At 72.5% G+C, this 14,041-nt stretch carries 17 protein-coding genes; 1 reads left to right on the top strand and 16 read right to left on the bottom strand.

Annotated features, from left to right (window positions below; genetic code table 11):
- Window positions 1-191: 191 nt before the first annotated feature.
- The 3 genes from M8J74_RS00890 to M8J74_RS00880 all read right to left on the bottom strand — a co-directional run bounded on the left by M8J74_RS00890 (window position 192) and on the right by M8J74_RS00880 (window position 2,648).
- A complete protein-coding gene (locus tag M8J74_RS00890; RefSeq protein WP_249834543.1) occupies window positions 192-983 on the bottom strand; it encodes a methyltransferase domain-containing protein in 792 nt (263 codons plus the stop codon).
- A 169-nt stretch (window positions 984-1,152) separates the two neighbouring features.
- On the bottom strand, window positions 1,153-2,028 hold the full coding sequence (locus tag M8J74_RS00885) for an LLM class flavin-dependent oxidoreductase (protein WP_249834542.1): 876 nt from the start codon (window positions 2,026-2,028) through the stop codon (window positions 1,153-1,155).
- 41 nt (window positions 2,029-2,069) lie between these two features.
- Complete coding sequence (locus M8J74_RS00880) at window positions 2,070-2,648, bottom strand: dihydrofolate reductase family protein (protein ID WP_249834541.1); 579 nt, start codon at window positions 2,646-2,648, stop codon at window positions 2,070-2,072.
- Window positions 2,649-2,724: 76 nt separating this feature from the next.
- Between M8J74_RS00880 and M8J74_RS00875 the strand changes: the two genes are divergently transcribed.
- A complete protein-coding gene (locus tag M8J74_RS00875; RefSeq protein WP_249834540.1) occupies window positions 2,725-3,093 on the top strand; it encodes a DUF192 domain-containing protein in 369 nt (122 codons plus the stop codon).
- An 11-nt stretch (window positions 3,094-3,104) separates the two neighbouring features.
- Here the strand turns inward: M8J74_RS00875 and M8J74_RS00870 are convergent, their stop codons facing one another.
- The 13 genes from M8J74_RS00870 to M8J74_RS00810 form a co-directional block, all read right to left on the bottom strand.
- Entirely contained in the window at window positions 3,105-4,208 is a 1,104-nt protein-coding gene (locus M8J74_RS00870; protein WP_249834539.1) for an acyltransferase family protein, read from the bottom strand.
- Between the two features lie 171 nt (window positions 4,209-4,379).
- Complete coding sequence (locus tag M8J74_RS00865; RefSeq protein WP_249834619.1) at window positions 4,380-4,961, bottom strand: OmpA family protein; 582 nt, start codon at window positions 4,959-4,961, stop codon at window positions 4,380-4,382.
- 53 nt (window positions 4,962-5,014) lie between these two features.
- Window positions 5,015-5,596: a hypothetical protein gene (locus tag M8J74_RS00860; protein ID WP_249834538.1), complete on the bottom strand. Its 582-nt coding sequence runs from the start codon at window positions 5,594-5,596 to the stop codon at window positions 5,015-5,017.
- A 34-nt stretch (window positions 5,597-5,630) separates the two neighbouring features.
- A complete protein-coding gene (locus M8J74_RS00855) occupies window positions 5,631-6,230 on the bottom strand; it encodes a pilus assembly protein TadG-related protein (protein ID WP_249834537.1) in 600 nt (199 codons plus the stop codon).
- Window positions 6,230-6,427: a hypothetical protein gene (locus tag M8J74_RS00850; RefSeq protein WP_249834536.1), complete on the bottom strand. Its 198-nt coding sequence runs from the start codon at window positions 6,425-6,427 to the stop codon at window positions 6,230-6,232. The genes M8J74_RS00855 and M8J74_RS00850 overlap by 1 nt, the downstream gene beginning before the upstream one ends.
- A 118-nt stretch (window positions 6,428-6,545) precedes the next feature.
- Entirely contained in the window at window positions 6,546-7,283 is a 738-nt protein-coding gene (locus M8J74_RS00845) for a response regulator transcription factor (RefSeq protein WP_249834535.1), read from the bottom strand.
- 41 nt (window positions 7,284-7,324) lie between these two features.
- Window positions 7,325-8,812, bottom strand: a complete 1,488-nt coding sequence (locus M8J74_RS00840; RefSeq protein WP_249834534.1) for a sensor histidine kinase — start codon at window positions 8,810-8,812, stop codon at window positions 7,325-7,327.
- Window positions 8,813-8,830: 18 nt separating this feature from the next.
- Window positions 8,831-9,718, bottom strand: coding sequence for a DUF5936 domain-containing protein (locus M8J74_RS00835; protein WP_249834533.1), 888 nt, complete (start codon window positions 9,716-9,718; stop codon window positions 8,831-8,833).
- An 18-nt stretch (window positions 9,719-9,736) separates the two neighbouring features.
- Entirely contained in the window at window positions 9,737-10,681 is a 945-nt protein-coding gene (locus M8J74_RS00830; protein WP_249834532.1) for a type II secretion system F family protein, read from the bottom strand.
- Between the two features lie 11 nt (window positions 10,682-10,692).
- On the bottom strand, window positions 10,693-12,030 hold the full coding sequence (locus M8J74_RS00825) for a TadA family conjugal transfer-associated ATPase (protein ID WP_249834531.1): 1,338 nt from the start codon (window positions 12,028-12,030) through the stop codon (window positions 10,693-10,695).
- A gap of 31 nt (window positions 12,031-12,061) precedes the next feature.
- Complete coding sequence (locus tag M8J74_RS00820) at window positions 12,062-12,406, bottom strand: TadE/TadG family type IV pilus assembly protein (protein ID WP_249834530.1); 345 nt, start codon at window positions 12,404-12,406, stop codon at window positions 12,062-12,064.
- 1 nt (window position 12,407) lies between these two features.
- Window positions 12,408-12,785 carry a TadE/TadG family type IV pilus assembly protein gene (locus M8J74_RS00815; protein WP_249834529.1) on the bottom strand — a complete coding sequence of 126 codons (378 nt, stop codon included), beginning with the start codon at window positions 12,783-12,785 and terminating at the stop codon, window positions 12,408-12,410.
- The gene (locus M8J74_RS00810) at window positions 12,782-14,038 is read right to left on the bottom strand and encodes a CpaE/TadZ family protein (RefSeq protein WP_249834528.1); all 1,257 of its coding nucleotides are present in this window, start codon (window positions 14,036-14,038) and stop codon (window positions 12,782-12,784) included. The genes M8J74_RS00815 and M8J74_RS00810 overlap by 4 nt, the downstream gene beginning before the upstream one ends.
- Between the last annotated feature and the right edge of the window lie 3 nt (window positions 14,039-14,041).

Raw genomic sequence — 14,041 nt, 5'->3', positions numbered from 1 at the left:
TACGTGACGCCTGGGGCCGGATGCGACTCGCGGGCATAACAATGTGGAAACCGGGGCCGGTGGGCCGGGCGTGCCGGGGTCGGCGGACCGCCGCCGACGGCGGACAGGAGCTGTCCGCGAACCCTGCCGGGGTTCGCCGCCCGTACCGGCACTTCCCGGCCAATCCCGCCGAAGCGGGCATCCGGGGGCGGCTACCGGTGCGGCTTGCGGATGTCGAAGAGGTGGCGGGTGCTGTGGGCGACGAAGGGGCCCTCGCTCTCGATCTCCTCGTGCAGGGACCGCAGACGGTCCTCGTACGCCTCGACCGTGAAGCCGGGGACCATCCACACCACCTTGCGCAGGAAGTGGACGACGGCCGCGATGTCGTGGAACTCGATCCGCAGCCGCTCGGCGCGCAGGTCGACGACCTCCAGGCCCGCGGCCTCGGCGCCCGCGCGTTCGCGCTCGGGGTCGCGGCCGGAGCCCTGCTCCGCCGGGAGCGGACCGAGGAAGTACTCGACGAGTTCGAAGACGCTGTGAGGGCCGACGTGCTGGGCGAAGTACGTACCGCCCGGCCGCAGGACGCGGGCGATCTCCGTCCAGTGCGGGGTCACCGGGTGCCGGCTGCCGACCAGGTCGAAGGCGCCGTCCGCGAAGGGCAGCGGCGCGTCCTCGTGCGCGGCGACGACCACGGTGCCGCGCGGGCGGAGCAGTTCGGTGGCCTTGGCGACGTTCGGCGGCCAGCCCTCGGTCGCGGCGAGGAGCACGGGCGTGCTCGCGGCCCGGCCCAGGGCGAAGTCGAGCACCTCTCCTCCCCCGGTCTGGATGTCCAGCGCGGCGGTGGCGCGGGCGAGCCGGCCGGCCAGCGACACGGCGTATCCCCACGAGGGCCGTTCCTCCGTGGCCCGTCCCCGGAACCAGGAGAAGTCCCAGCCGTCGGTGGGCACGGCGGCACCCTCGGCGACGAGGGCTTCGAAGGAACGGGGGGTGATGTGGGGGGCCATGAGGTGATCCTGACAGGGCTGCGGCGACGGGCGCGCGCGATTTTCCGGTGGCCGCCCTCGCCTCAGCCCGTGCCGTCCGGCGGGCCGAGGTGCGGTCGCAGCAGGTCGTACGCCCGCTGCGCGCTCCCCGCGTCGAGGAGGCCGTCGACGGCCCCGGTGCGGCCGGCGTTCACCGGACGAGGGGCCCGACCTCCTGTGCCGCGAACCGCACGAACCCCTCCGGGTCGGGTTCGTCGCCCGTCGGCTGGAGGATCACCCGGTCGGCTCCGGCCTCCGCGAGCCGTCGGACGGCCTTCGCGACGGTGTCGGCGTCTCCGGCGACGCCGACACCGGGGGCGGACTCCAGGCCCTCGGCGGCGAGTTCGGCGCGCAGCCGGGTGTCGGCGTCGGGGCCGGTGGCGGTGAGGAGGTAGACGACGATCTCGTGGGGATCGGCGGTACGTCCGGCCGACTCCCGGCCCTCGTCGACGAGCCGGCGTGCCGCCCGTACCCCGTCGGCGTCGGTCGACGCGGTCAGGACGGTGCCGTCGGCGGCCTCCCCGGCCAGCCGCAGCGACCGCGGGCCGGTGGCGCCGGCCAGGACGGGGGCGGGGGTGGCGGGCGGCCAGTCGAGGGCCACGTCGTCGAGACGGACGTAGCGTCCGGCGGTGGTCAGCCGCTCTCCGCCGAGCAGGGCGCGCAGGGCGAGCAGGTGCTCACGCAGCAGGGTGACCGGTGACTCGACCCGCGCCCCGACCTGCCCCATCCAGTCCTGCACGCCGTGTCCGACGGCGACGATCGGGCGGCCGGGGAACATACGGTGCAGCGCCGCGGTCTCCATGGCGGTGACGGCGACGTTGCGCAGCGGCACCGGCAGGAGACCGACCCCGACCTTCAGCCGCTCGGTCCAGGCGAGGGCGGCCGCGGCCGTCGAGATGCCGCCCTCCCGGAAGCAGTCCTCCCACAGCCAGAGCTCCTCGAGCCCGCTGCGGTCGGCGAGTTCGGCGACGGCACGCAGCCGCTCGGGCGGGAGTTGGGGCCGGAACACGGCGCCGAGTCCAGTCATGCCCCTCTTCCTACCCGGCGGGGACGAACCGGACAACTTCTTTACGCGCCGCCGGTGTTGTCGTCCCGCCTGTAGTGCAGCAGGACGACCCCGCTGCCGAAGACGTGGCTCTCGACGAGCTGGAGCGAGGCGGCGATGTCGGCCTCCGGGAAGAGCCGCCTGCCGCGGCCGACGACGGCGGGATGGATGTACACGCGGTACTCGTCGACGAGCCCCAGGCGCAGGAACTCGCCGCCGAGTTCGGCTCCGCCGACCCACAGGTCGCCCTCCGTGCGCTCCTTGAGCGCCCGGACCTCCTCGGGCACGACCTCCCGGAACAGGGTGGCGTTCCAGTCGGCCTTCTCCAGGGTCCGCGAGTACACGATCTTGGGGATGTCCCGCCAGATCCCGGCGAACTCGGCGGTGGCCGGGGAGGCGTCGGGGTCGGCGTCGGCGGTGGGCCAGTGGGCGGCCATGAGCTCGTAGACGCGGCGGCCCTCGATCAGGGCGCCCAGTGCCCTGACCGTGTCGTTGAAGTGCCGGGCGAGTTCCTCGTCCGCCCGGCTCCAGCTGATGTCGTGGTCGGGGCCCTCCATGTAGCCGTCGAGGGAGACGGACATCATCAGGACGATCTTTCCCATGGTCCTCTTCTTTCCCGAGCGCGGGGCGGATACCTTCGGTTGGCGCGGTGGGCGGCACCGCCGGGAGGTCCTGAGTATGGCGCGGCGATGGCGGGACGGACGGGGTGAACTCGTGGTGCGTCCGGAGGACGGGGAGGCCGCCGTGTCCGTGCCGCTGGAGATCGCCGCCTCCTACCGGGCGCGCACCAGAGGGCTGCTGGGGCGGGACGGCGTCGACGGCGCGATCCTGCTCTCCCCCGCGAACAGCGTGCACACCTTCCGTATGCGCTTCCCCATCGACGTCGCCTACCTCGACCGGGGCCTGAAGGTCGTCGCCGTCCGCACCATGCGTCCGGGCCGCCTCGGGCTGCCCCGGCCGCGCTCCCGGCACGTCCTGGAGGCCGAGGCCGGGGCGATGGCGGGGTGGGGGCTGCGGGTGGGTGAGCGGGTGGAGGTGCGGGGCTAGGCCGACAGGGCCTAGGCGCGGGTCCGGACGCGGGGGTGTGTGCCGAGCGCCGCGGTCAGGGACTTCCAGGACCGGTACCGCTTGAACGGGATCTCGAAGACCTTCGAGAACAGCCACGCCCCGGCCACCGAGACGGGCAGCGCCACCGCGAGCGTGAAGAGGAACGTGGGCAGGCCGGGCGCCACGAAGTGCGGGGCCACCCGGCGGATCACGGCCAGCACGATCGGCAGGTGGATGAGGTAGAGGCTGTAGGAGAAGCCGCCCAGGCTCTCGACGGGCCGCGTGGTCAGCAGCCGCACCAGGACGGCGGGCCTGCCGGTGGCGACCCCGGCGAGCAGCAGCGTCATGGCGGGGGCGATGGCCAGATCCACCCAGAAGTAGTGGTTCACCGTCCACACCGGGCCCTTCACGGCGCCCAGCACCAGGACGGGCAGCGCGGCCAGGGCGGCGAGCCAGGCCCACGGCAGGCGCCGCACCCGCTCGGAGGCGGCGACCACTCCCGCACCCGCCATGCCGGCGACGAACACGGGGGCGAGGTGGGGAGCGAGCCAGTTGTCGCCCTCGACGGGGGACGCGCCGGGCGCCAGCAGACCGCCGACGATCACCGGGAGCGCAGCACAGGCGACCAGGACCGCCGCGTTCGTACGCCGCCTGACGTACAGGAAGACCAGGAAGAGCAGATACAGCTCGGCCTCCACCCCGATCGACCAGAAGGCGCCGTTCGGCGTCGGGGCGGTGAACACGTCCTGTGCGACGAGGCCGTAGACCAGGACCGTCGCGGCGGTGGGCGGCCCGAAGTGCGAGGCCGGAACGACGAACCAGGAGATCGCCAGGCTCAGCGCCAGCGCGGCCCAGTACGGGGGCAGGATGCGCCAGGCGCGCCGGCGCAGGAACTCGGCGGCACCGCCCGAGCGCCAGCCGTGACGCGCCGGGGAGATCGCCAGGGAGAAACCCGACAGCACCAGGAAGAAGACGACGGCGACCCGCCCGAACATCAGCCCGTCCAGCCAGGCGGGCGCGGAGCTGTCGGGGTAGCCCGGGAAGGTGTAGAGCCAGCAGTGGAACAGGACGACGTACAGCGCCGCCAGGCCGCGCAGGCCGTCCAGGCCCCGCACCTGCCGGGGGGCGGGTGCCTCGCTCGTCCGTTCCGTCCGTACGACGGGGCTGCCGACCGGCGGACTCGCATCAACTGAAATCGCTCGGACCCTTCTCTGGGCGCACCGGCCTGCCACGGACCGTCGGTGACTGGTACGTGACGGCCGGCCGAGCGGTTCAACGGGCGCCCGTCAGTTCCCGCCGCGCGGGAACGACACCTCCACGCGGCGGTTCTTCCGCCGTCCCTCCTCCGTGGCGTTCGAGGCGATCGGGTAGTCCTCGGAGTAGCCGCGGACCTCGAAGGTGATGCCGGGGTCGTTCAGCTCCTGGGCGAGGACGTCCTGCACGGCGTTCGCGCGCTGTCTCGACAGGACGAGACCGTGGGCGTAGCTGCCGAGGTCGTCGGTGAAGCCGAAGACGCGGACGTGCGTCGCGTTCTGCTTCTTGATCTCGTCGGCGATCGTCGCGATACGGGACTTGGCCTCGCCGTTGAGCTTGGCGCTGTCCTTGCTGAACAGGACCTCCGCCTGCAGGGCGAACGTCACGGACGTGTTGGTGTCCGAACGGCGTTCGTCGCCGTTCTCGTCCTCCACGACCGACTTGATGTCCAGGACCTTGGGGGCGGCGAGGGTGGCGCCCTCGGGCAGCTTCAGGTCGGGGTCGTTCGGATCGACCTCGACCGGCGCGGAGGCGGAGGGCTCGGTGCCCGGGGGCACGCTGGGACTGCCGTCGGCGTGCGCCGGCACGGCACCGGCGAGGTGGGTCGCCACCATGAGGGTGGCGGCCGTGAGGAGCAGGGGGAGGCGGGGCGCGGTCACTTGGGGCCTCACCCGGAGATCTCGATCGGGGCGCTGGAGAAGGTCGGCAGCTGGAAGGTCACCTCGGAGGTACCGGCGGGCGGGGCGGGGAACTGCATGAAGACGGCGAGGGATTCACCGGCCTTGATGGTCGAGAAGCCCGTCGTCGTCAGCGGGCGGCCGTCCGTGTCCCGCAGCACGTAGTAGCGCTTCTTGCCCTTGGAGTCGACGAGTGTGGCGCCACCGAATGACCTGCCGTTCCTGGTGATCTCCGTTTCGTTGCCGCTCAACGCGGAGGGAATCACCAGGCTCTTGGCGCCGTCGTTCTTCAGATCGGCGTTGACGGTGACGAATCCACCCGAGTCGCGCTGGGCCGAGGTGATCTGCAGAAGCAGTCCGTCCGAGCCCTTCAGCTCGGCCAGGGGCGTGTCCGACTGCCCTTCCTGAGCCGTCGGCTCGGACCCACCGTGCTTGGAAGCGGACGCCGACGTCCGGGGCTTCTTGCCGCCGTCTCCGCCACCCCCGCAGCCGGCCACGCCGACGGCCAGAGCGGCCACAACGGTCACCGCGACCATCGCCCTGCGGGCCTTCGTCGTGAACCGCATGCTCATGCCTCTGCTTCCTTCTGCGCTCGTTGTTCGCTTGTCAGTCGGCCAGGTGGACGTCGAACAGGTCCTTCGGTTCCGGCAGATCGGTGGGGTCGTCCGGATTCACCTCCCACCGGCGGCCGTCCTCGCAGGTGAGGTGCGGCGGAGTGTCGCCTCCGGGGTCCGTGCCGAGGGGCGGGAACTGGCAGAGCGGCTGGATCACGGCCTTGGCGGACGCCTTGGCGTGCCGGGACTCGGTCCCGGGGACGATCGACTCTCCGACGGTCCCGTCCGTCTCGGCCTGGACCGTGTAACTCAGGTCCGCCAGTTGCGGATCGCAGCCGAGCAGGTGCGCCTCGTTGCGCGCCGCCAACTGGCCGGCCCGCTCGCACCCGTCGAGGACCGCCACGTGGCCGTCGAGGATGTCCTGCCACTTCGTGGGGTCGTCCACGACGAGTTTCCACTGCCCTGCGAGCTTGTCCCGGGTGTCCTGCGCCGCCGCGAGAGCGGCCGCGTCGGCAGCCGTCTGGGCGCCGTTGCGGGTCACCGCGGCCTGGCCGACCGCGACATAGGCGAACGCGAGAAAGAGCAGGCCCGCCACCACCGTGATGTAGATGGGGAAAGCCTGCCCTGCGTCGCCGTACTTACGGGGCCACATCAGCCACCTGTCACCTCGGCGATCTTGGCCGTGATGGCGTCGAAGATCGTCTGCCCGATGTCCGTACCCGTGATCGCCAGCACGATCGCCACGACCACCGCGATGATGCCCAGGTACTCCACGGCCGTCTGGCCCTTGTCGTTGCGGGCGGTGCGAGCCTGCAGGTACGCGACGGTGGTGTTGATCCAGCTGCTCATGGTGCTCCCCTCCGGGTTCGCTTCCGATCCCGGAACCGTACGACGCCGTCCCTCGCCGCCCCGAGGGTCCCAGGACCCAATCGCGGGCCCAAACACGCCTGCGTCCCCTCATGGCGCCTCACCCCGTCCCTCGCGTGCCGAGCCACGTGGCCGTGGCCTCGGAGCGGTTGGTGCTGTGGAGTTTGGCGAAGATGCGGTTGATGTGGTTCTTGACGGTCTTCTCGCTGATAAAGCAAGTGGCGGCGATCTGCTGGTTGTTCATGCCGGACGCGATGAGGTCCATGATCTCCGCCTCCCTCGTGCTCAGTCGAGACCGTGACTCCGACTGTCCCACATCCGGTTGCACTTGCGAAAGACTTTGTGAAGAAACTAGGGGAGACTTGACAGTTGAGCGCGATGGGGAGTGTGCAATCGCACTTCGCAGGACGTCGGCGGCCGTCGCCGTGAAGTGCGCGCGGCCCTCCCTGACGTCCCGAATCGCCGCGACCAGCCGGTCGGCCGTGAACTCGCCGTGGACCAGGTAGCCGGCCGCCCCGCGGCGCAGGGCCTCCTGGACGATCTCCGACTCGCTGCTGTACGTCAGCATCAGCACCGGCGCGATCGGCACCAGGTAGGGCAGGACCGACAGGCCGTCCATGCCGGGCATGCGGACGTCGAGGAGGACGACGTCGGGGCGGTGGCGGCGGACCGCCTCGTAGGCCTCGCGGCCGTCGGCCGCCTCTGCGGCGACCGTGATGTCCTCGCGCCCGGAGAGCAGCGCGGTCAGGCCCGCGCGGACGACGAGGTTGTCGTCGGCGACCACGACGCTCAGGGGCGGCGGCGGCTGGGCCGCGGGCAGGTCGGGAAGGTCCGGCATCGGCGGCCTCCTCTCGTCGGCGTGGGGGGTCGGCGTGACGCTCATGCGCTCTGCGCGGTCAGGGCCGTGAGCGGCAGCTCCAGGCGGACCTCGGTGCCCCGCGCGTGGTCGCCGCGGCCGACGCTGATCCGGGCGCCCACCGACGCCGCCCGCTCCACCATGCCGACCAGGCCGAAGTGGCCCGCGCGGCGCAGTTGTTCGAGGCTGGTGCCGGGGGGCAGGCCGTCGCCGTCGTCGTACACGCTGATGCACAGCAGGCCCTCGCGCACGCCGCCGCTGACGTCGACCCGCGTGGGGGCCGCGTGGCGGTGGGCGTTCTCCATGGCCTCGTCGGCGATGGTGAGGAGCTGGCGGGCGACGGCGGGCGGGACCGGGGGCACGGTGTCGTCGCCGGTCGGGCGGCAGGCCGCGGACAGGCCGGTGCGGGTGGCGAAGTCGCGGGTGCGGGAGGCGAGTTCGGCCAGTACGTCGGTGCCGTGGCCGGGGTCGTTCACGCGCCGCAGGTCGGTGAGGAGTTCGCGGCTCTCGGCGGCGGCGCGGCGGGCGGCGCGGGCGACGAGTTCCGCCTGCTGCCTGAGCCGGGCCGGGTCGGTGCCGTCGCGGCCCGCCGAGGCCGCGAGGCCGTCCGCGGCGAGGGCCACGCCGTGCAGGGTCTTGGCCACCGAGTCGTGCATCTCCCGTGCGAGGCGGGCGCGTTCGGCGCCGACCGCCTCGGTGGCGGCGAGACGGGCCTGGACCTCGGTGAGGGCCTGGGTCGCCGTGCCGAAGCGGAGCATCAGGCCGCGCAGCGACGAGCCGACCGCGCCGGCGATGACGCACAGGCCGGGCAGGAGCAGGGACTCGGCGAGGGCGGCGTGCAGGTCGTGCCGGGTGGCGTAGACCAGGAGGAGGATGAGGGACTGCAGGGACGCGAAGCACGCCGCTCCCCGCCAGCTGTAGACGATCCCCGCCAGCAGCGGCGTGCAGACGCTGACGTAGGCGAGCGTGGTGTCCGGGCCCGCCGAGATCAGCAGCAGCGAGCCGAGGAGGGTGTCGACCGCCAGCAGGGTGGGGTGGCGCAGGAGCAGGGGCCCGAAGCGCTCCCAGTCCCGGTACAGGACGTAGGAGCCCATGAAGGTGACCACGACGGCGGCGCCGACCAGGCGGACGGGCATGCCGGGGGCGGCGTTGACGAGGGCGGCCGGGGCGGCCAGGGCGATCATGGCCAGGCGGAAGGCGAAGACCTGACGGCACATGGCCTGCAGGGCGTTGACCTGGAGGGAGAGAGCGGGGGGTCGCGGGGCGTCGTCCTCGGCGGGCGCCGGCGTCGGCGGTGCGAACCTCGCCGGCTGACGCGGTACCGCCGGCAGCGGTGCCGGGGTCCGGGTCAGCACCCAGCCGGGCGGCAGCGCGGGCGGCACCGGGGCGTCGGGGGCGCCGGTGCGCGCGTGGTCCGCGAGGACCGTGCCCGCCGGCGGGGCGGTGATCCTGCTCCGCGCCGTCCGCGGGCGGCGCCACGGCGGGCCGCCGCGTTCCTTCGTCGTCGCCATCTCCTCGCCCTTCCCTGCCTACTTGCCCGTGAGCGTGCCGAAGTCGGTGCCGGAGCCGAGCAGCAGTCCCGCGCCGAGCAGGAGCAGCGTGGCCGGGACCATGAAGGTGGTGATCATCAGCGTGGCCCGCGGGACGGCCCGCGCGGCCTTGCGGCGGGCGTTCTGGGCGTCCGTGCGGCGCATGTCCTTGGCCAGCGAGACGAGGGTGTCCACGATCGGGGCGCCCAGTTCCTCGCCCTGCTGCAGCGCCGTGACGAACATGGCCACCTGCTCGGAGTCGTTGCGGCGCCGCAGTTCCGCGAAGGCCTGGCGGCGGCTCATGCCGAGGTCCATCTGACGCAGGGTGATGCGCAGTTCGTCGGCCCAGGGGCCCTCGTAGCGGGTCGCCACCCGGTCCAGGGCCTGCCGGAAGCCGAGGCCGGCGCTGACCACGACGGCCAGCACGTCCAGGAAGTCGGGAAGGGTGCGCTCGATGACGTCCTTGCGCTGGCGGATCGCCGCCCAGATGCCGACCTCGGTCCAGAACGCGCCGAACGCCAGCAGCAGCAGCGCGACGAGGTACTGGCCGCGCAGCAGGAACACCAGGAAGCCGACGGCGCCGAGGAAGCCGTAGACCGCGCGCCGGGCCGCGTAGCGGTCGATGGTCAGACCGCCCGGGTTGCCCGCGAGGTCGATCTTGCGGCGGTACTTGGCGACCAGCCCGGGGCCCATCAGCCGCAGGACCGCGGGGGCGTAGCGCATGCCCATGCGGTCGATGAGGGAGTCGACCGCGCCGGTGCGGGTGGCGCCGACCTCCAGGGCGAGGAGCAGGTCGCCGGGGAGTTTCGCCTCCGCCCGGTACATGCGGATGCCGGCGAAGACGCCCCAGACGGCGAGGCCCATCGCGAGCGCGAGCAGCAGTGCCATGTCACCTACCCCCTTGTCTCAGACGTCGATCCGCGACATGCGCCGGATGAGCACGAACCCGACGGCGTACATGGCGAAGGCGATGATCACGCAGGCCTGGCCGACGGGCGAGCCGGTCATGCGGTCCAGGGCGCCGTCCTTGACCCCGTTCATCAGGAACAGCGAGCCCACGCCCATCACGGGGACGGCGTACGCCGTCATGTTGACCTGGGAGAGCTGGGTGCGGATCTCGCGCCGGGTCTCCTTGCGCTCCTCCAGCGTCTCGGTGAGGTTGCGCAGCGCGCCGACGACCTGTCCGCCCGCCCGGTTGGACAGCACCAGTGTGGTGACGAGGACGACCAGTTCGCGGGAGGGCAGCCGGTCCGCGAGGTCGCCGAGCGCCTCGTCGAGGGACTGCCCGATCGCCAGCTGGTTGGCGACCTTCTCCAGTTCCTCGCCGGCCGGCGCCTCCAGTTCCTCCGCCGCCATGCTGATCGCGGTGCGCAGCGCCAGCCCGGCCTGTGTGGCGTTGGCCAGGATGCGGGCCAGTTCGGGGAGTTGGTTGATGAACTTCTCGATGCGTTTCTGGCGCTGCCAGGTGAGGAACTGCCAGGCCGCCCAGACGCCGAGCAGGCCGGCGATCGGGCCGAAGAAGGGGGCGAGGGAGGCCTGGCCGATGAGCCACAGGGCGGCGACCGTGGCGAGCATGTAGGCGAAGAACTCGCCTGGGGTGACGTCGAGTCCGGTCGCGGCGAGCTTCAGTTCCAGTTTCCGGCCCAGCCGGGTGCGGCGCAGCCGGCGGTCGAGGGTGCGGAAGCGGCGGGGGCGGCCGGTGACCGGTATCTGCCCGGTGTGCGTCAGCCGTTCGACGAGCGCGGCCCGCTCGGCGCGTCCGGTGGCGTACGCGTGCAGACCCATGACGGCCAGGACGCAGGTCAGCAGCGTGATGCCGGTGGTGAGGGCGACGAGGTCTTGCAGATCCATGGGGGCGGCACCTACCTGGCTTCTCGGGTGGCTAGCTGGTCCGCGGACCGGGCGACGCCGAAGGCCTGGGGGACGGCCTGGTTCGCCATGTAGAGGCGGTCCGCGCTGCGGCGGGTGAGCGGGTAGTGCTCGAAGACGCCGTGGATCCGGCCGTCCGGGGCCATGGGCCGGGCGTTGAAGCGGGCCACGGTGGCCAGCCGGTACGGCTCCCCGCCGTGGCTGTCGAGCAGGGCGACCTCGGTGACGCGGCGGGCGCCGTCGGCGAAGCGGGTGAGCTGGATGACGACGTCGACGGCGCTGTTGATCTGGTCGTGCAGGGCGACGAAGGGGACCTCGACGTCGGACATGGACGCCAGGGTCTGCAGGCGCATCAGGGCGTCCTCGGCGCTGTTGGCGTGGACGGTGGCGAGGGAGCCGTCGTGGCCGGTGGACATGGCCTGGAGCATGTCGAGGGACTCGCCGCCGCGGACCTCGCCGACGACGATGCGGTCGGGGCGCATCCGCAGGGAGTTGCGGACCAGGTCGCGGATGCTGATCTGGCCCTTGCCCTCGACGTTCGGCGGGCGGGACTCCAGGCGGATCACGTGCGACTGCTGGAGCTGGAGTTCGGCGGAGTCCTCGATGGTGATGATGCGCTCGCCCTCCGGGATCAGCCCGGACAGGGCGTTGAGCAGGGTCGTCTTGCCGGTGCCGGTGGCGCCGGAGACGATGACGTTGAACTTGGCCCGCACCAGGCCCGCGAGCAGGAACAATATGTGCTCGTCGAGCGAGCCGAAGCCCACCATCTCCTGGAGCGTGAAGGAGCGCGGGAAGCGGCGGATGGTGAGCGTGGCACCGGTCAGCGACAGCGGCGGGATGATGACGTTGACGCGCTCGCCGGAGGGGAGGCGGGCGTCGACCATGGGGTTCGACTCGTCCACACGCCGGTTGACGGTGGAGACGATCCGCTCGATGGTCTGCATGAGCTGGTCGTGGGAGGCGAAGCGGAGCGGCAACTGCTCGACGCGGCCGCCGCGTTCGACGAAGATCGCGTCGGGGCCGTTGACCATGATCTCGGTGATCGACGCGTCCTCGAGGAGGGGTTCGAGGATGCCGAGGCCGAGTGCCTCGTCGACGACCCGGCGGATCAGCTGGGAGCGTTCGACCGTCGACAGCACCGGGCCCTCGCGGCTGATGATGTGCCCGAGGACGCGCTCCAGGCGGGCCCGGCGCTCGGCCGCGGCCAGCGAGGACATCTCCGCGAGGTCGATCTCCTCCAGGAGCTTGGCCCGGTAGGAGGCGACCAGGTGCGCGTCCTCGCCCCGGTGGCCGTTCTCCTCGGGGGAGTTGATGCGTGCCCGCAGGCTCATGGGTCGGTGCTCCTCGCTGTGCCCGGGTGGATCAGTGGTCGAGCGGCATGACGGCGGTCTTGCTGGCTTCGTAGCGGCCCAGTCCGGGGAACAGGACGGGGATGGTGACGTGCGAGGTGACCTGGACCTCGGTCCCCAGGTCCGCGGTGTCGCACGTGGCGTCCAGGCTGACGGCCTGGGCGCAGGCCGCGCCCGCCGCCTGCTGGAGGGAGGCCGCCCGCGCCCCCGCCCGGGCCGCGGTCCCCGCCTGCTGAGCGGCGTACGCGATCAGCCCGAGCTGCACCCCGGCGAGCGCGACGAGCAGCAGGACGGGCAGGAACCCCAGGTACTCGATGGCCACTTGGCCGGCGTCACGGCGTCTGCGGTGGTACGACATCTCACTCCTTCACCTCCTCCACCGCGCCGGCGTGTCCGTGCACGGTGAGGGGGAAGGAGATCGACCCCGGGAAGAGGACGGGGACCCTGATCGCCACGTCCGCGGTCACGAATCCGGCGCCGCCGCAGTCCACCGTGGCCGCTCCCCTCCATGCACCCGAAAGGTGCTTCAGCGCCGCCTGTTGGCAGGCGGCGGACCGCGCCCCCCGAGGAGCGGCCGTCGCCGCCCGCACGCCCTCGTCGGCAGCATTCCCCGCGAGCGAGTAGGCGTACCCCACCAGCACGAACTGCCACACCAGCACCAGCGTCAGAATGATCAGCGGTGTCATGCCGAGGAACTCGATGGTCACCTGCCCCCGGTCGCCGCGCCGCCGCCTCATGGCCCCAGCTCCCTGCGCCGCCGGAAACTCACCGACCCCCGGTCGCCCCGGAACCGGCCCCCGCCCCGGTGCGCCCCTTCCGTCGCCCTCATCAGGCCCAGTTCCCCCGCGAGACCCCACAGGGCCTGCTTGACGGCCCCCTTGTTGTCCAGTTCGTGGATGCGGCCGGCGTCCACCGCCGCCTGCAGTTCCTTGAAGTTGGCCGGGACCACGGTCGCCGCGACCGCCGTGCCGGTGATCTTCTGGATGAGCGGCGGCTGGATCTCGGAGGCCCGCGCGTGCCGGTTGACGACGACCGTCGTCTCCTCCGCCTTGCGGATCTGCAGCCGGTCCCACATGCGCACCGTCCGCTTGGCGCCGCGCACCGCGACCACGTCGGGCGTGGTGACGAGCAGCGCCAGGTCGGCCATCTCCACGGCCGCGGCGCCGGCCCCGCTCAGCTGGGCCCCGCAGTCGACGACCACGACCTCGTAGCGGGACCTGAGGGCGCTGACGATCTGCCGGGCCGCGCGGTCCGTCATCTCCTCGCCGCGCTCGCCCTCCCCCGGCGCGAGGAGCAGCGCCACCCCGGTGTCGTGCCGGAAGACGGCGTCCGCGAGGACGCGCGGCGAGATGTCGTTGATCGCGGCCAGGTCGACCACCGACCGCCGGAACTGCACGTCCAGGTAGGAGGCGATGTCGCCGGTCTGCAGGTCCATGTCCACCAGGGCGGTGGCCCGCCCCGACGCCTGTGCGGCCAGGGCGAGCTGGATGGCGGTGAGGGTCGCCCCGACGCCGCCCTTGGCCCCGCTCACCGTCACGACGGTCCCGCCGACGCCGGTGAACACGTCGCCTCCGGCGCCCAGATGGCGCCGTACGCCCACCGACCACTGGGCGACGGCCTGCACGCGGCTCGCCAGCTCCTCGTAGCTGAGGGGCAGGGCGACCAGGCCGCGGGCGCCGTAGTCCATGGCGGCCTGGAAGAGGCCGGGGCTCGCGTCCGTGGTGACGAGGATGACCCCGACCGCCGGGAAGCGCAGGGCCACCTCGCGGATGAGCTCCAGGGCCGGGACCGGGCCGATGCGCTCGTGGACCACCACGACCTCGGGCAGTTCGTCGACCGATTCGGCGGCCAGCCGGGCGAGGGTGTCGACGAGCTGGGTGGAGTCGACGACCGGGGCGACCGGTTCGGCGTCCGGGAGCTGGCTGAGCAGGGTCGTGAGGGAACGGACCGCGTCCGCGTCACCGACGGCCGGGAGGATCCTGGTGGGCATGCG

The organism is Streptomyces panaciradicis (genome assembly GCF_023516615.1).
GTDB classification, from domain to species: domain Bacteria; phylum Actinomycetota; class Actinomycetes; order Streptomycetales; family Streptomycetaceae; genus Streptomyces; species Streptomyces panaciradicis.
Note: the sequence above shows the minus strand (reverse complement) of the source record. Positions and strands in the feature narration are given on the sequence as shown.

Excerpts from the sequence above, each read along its gene's own strand:
- M8J74_RS00890 (WP_249834543.1), bottom strand. The coding sequence starts at position 983 with ATGGCCCCCCACATCACCCCCCGTTCCTTCGAAGCCCTCGTCGCCGAG.
- M8J74_RS00885 (WP_249834542.1), bottom strand. The coding sequence starts at position 2,028 with ATGACTGGACTCGGCGCCGTGTTCCGGCCCCAACTCCCGCCCGAGCGG.
- M8J74_RS00880 (WP_249834541.1), bottom strand. The coding sequence starts at position 2,648 with ATGGGAAAGATCGTCCTGATGATGTCCGTCTCCCTCGACGGCTACATG.
- M8J74_RS00875 (WP_249834540.1), top strand. The coding sequence starts at position 2,725 with ATGGCGCGGCGATGGCGGGACGGACGGGGTGAACTCGTGGTGCGTCCG.
- M8J74_RS00865 (WP_249834619.1), bottom strand. The coding sequence starts at position 4,961 with ATGGTGGCGACCCACCTCGCCGGTGCCGTGCCGGCGCACGCCGACGGC.
- M8J74_RS00860 (WP_249834538.1), bottom strand. The coding sequence starts at position 5,596 with ATGAGCATGCGGTTCACGACGAAGGCCCGCAGGGCGATGGTCGCGGTG.
- M8J74_RS00855 (WP_249834537.1), bottom strand. The coding sequence starts at position 6,230 with ATGTGGCCCCGTAAGTACGGCGACGCAGGGCAGGCTTTCCCCATCTAC.
- M8J74_RS00850 (WP_249834536.1), bottom strand. The coding sequence starts at position 6,427 with ATGAGCAGCTGGATCAACACCACCGTCGCGTACCTGCAGGCTCGCACC.
- M8J74_RS00845 (WP_249834535.1), bottom strand. The coding sequence starts at position 7,283 with ATGCCGGACCTTCCCGACCTGCCCGCGGCCCAGCCGCCGCCGCCCCTG.
- M8J74_RS00840 (WP_249834534.1), bottom strand. The coding sequence starts at position 8,812 with ATGGCGACGACGAAGGAACGCGGCGGCCCGCCGTGGCGCCGCCCGCGG.
- M8J74_RS00835 (WP_249834533.1), bottom strand. The coding sequence starts at position 9,718 with ATGGCACTGCTGCTCGCGCTCGCGATGGGCCTCGCCGTCTGGGGCGTC.
- M8J74_RS00830 (WP_249834532.1), bottom strand. The coding sequence starts at position 10,681 with ATGGATCTGCAAGACCTCGTCGCCCTCACCACCGGCATCACGCTGCTG.
- M8J74_RS00825 (WP_249834531.1), bottom strand. The coding sequence starts at position 12,030 with ATGAGCCTGCGGGCACGCATCAACTCCCCCGAGGAGAACGGCCACCGG.
- M8J74_RS00820 (WP_249834530.1), bottom strand. The coding sequence starts at position 12,406 with ATGTCGTACCACCGCAGACGCCGTGACGCCGGCCAAGTGGCCATCGAG.
- M8J74_RS00815 (WP_249834529.1), bottom strand. The coding sequence starts at position 12,785 with ATGAGGCGGCGGCGCGGCGACCGGGGGCAGGTGACCATCGAGTTCCTC.
- M8J74_RS00810 (WP_249834528.1), bottom strand. The coding sequence starts at position 14,038 with ATGCCCACCAGGATCCTCCCGGCCGTCGGTGACGCGGACGCGGTCCGT.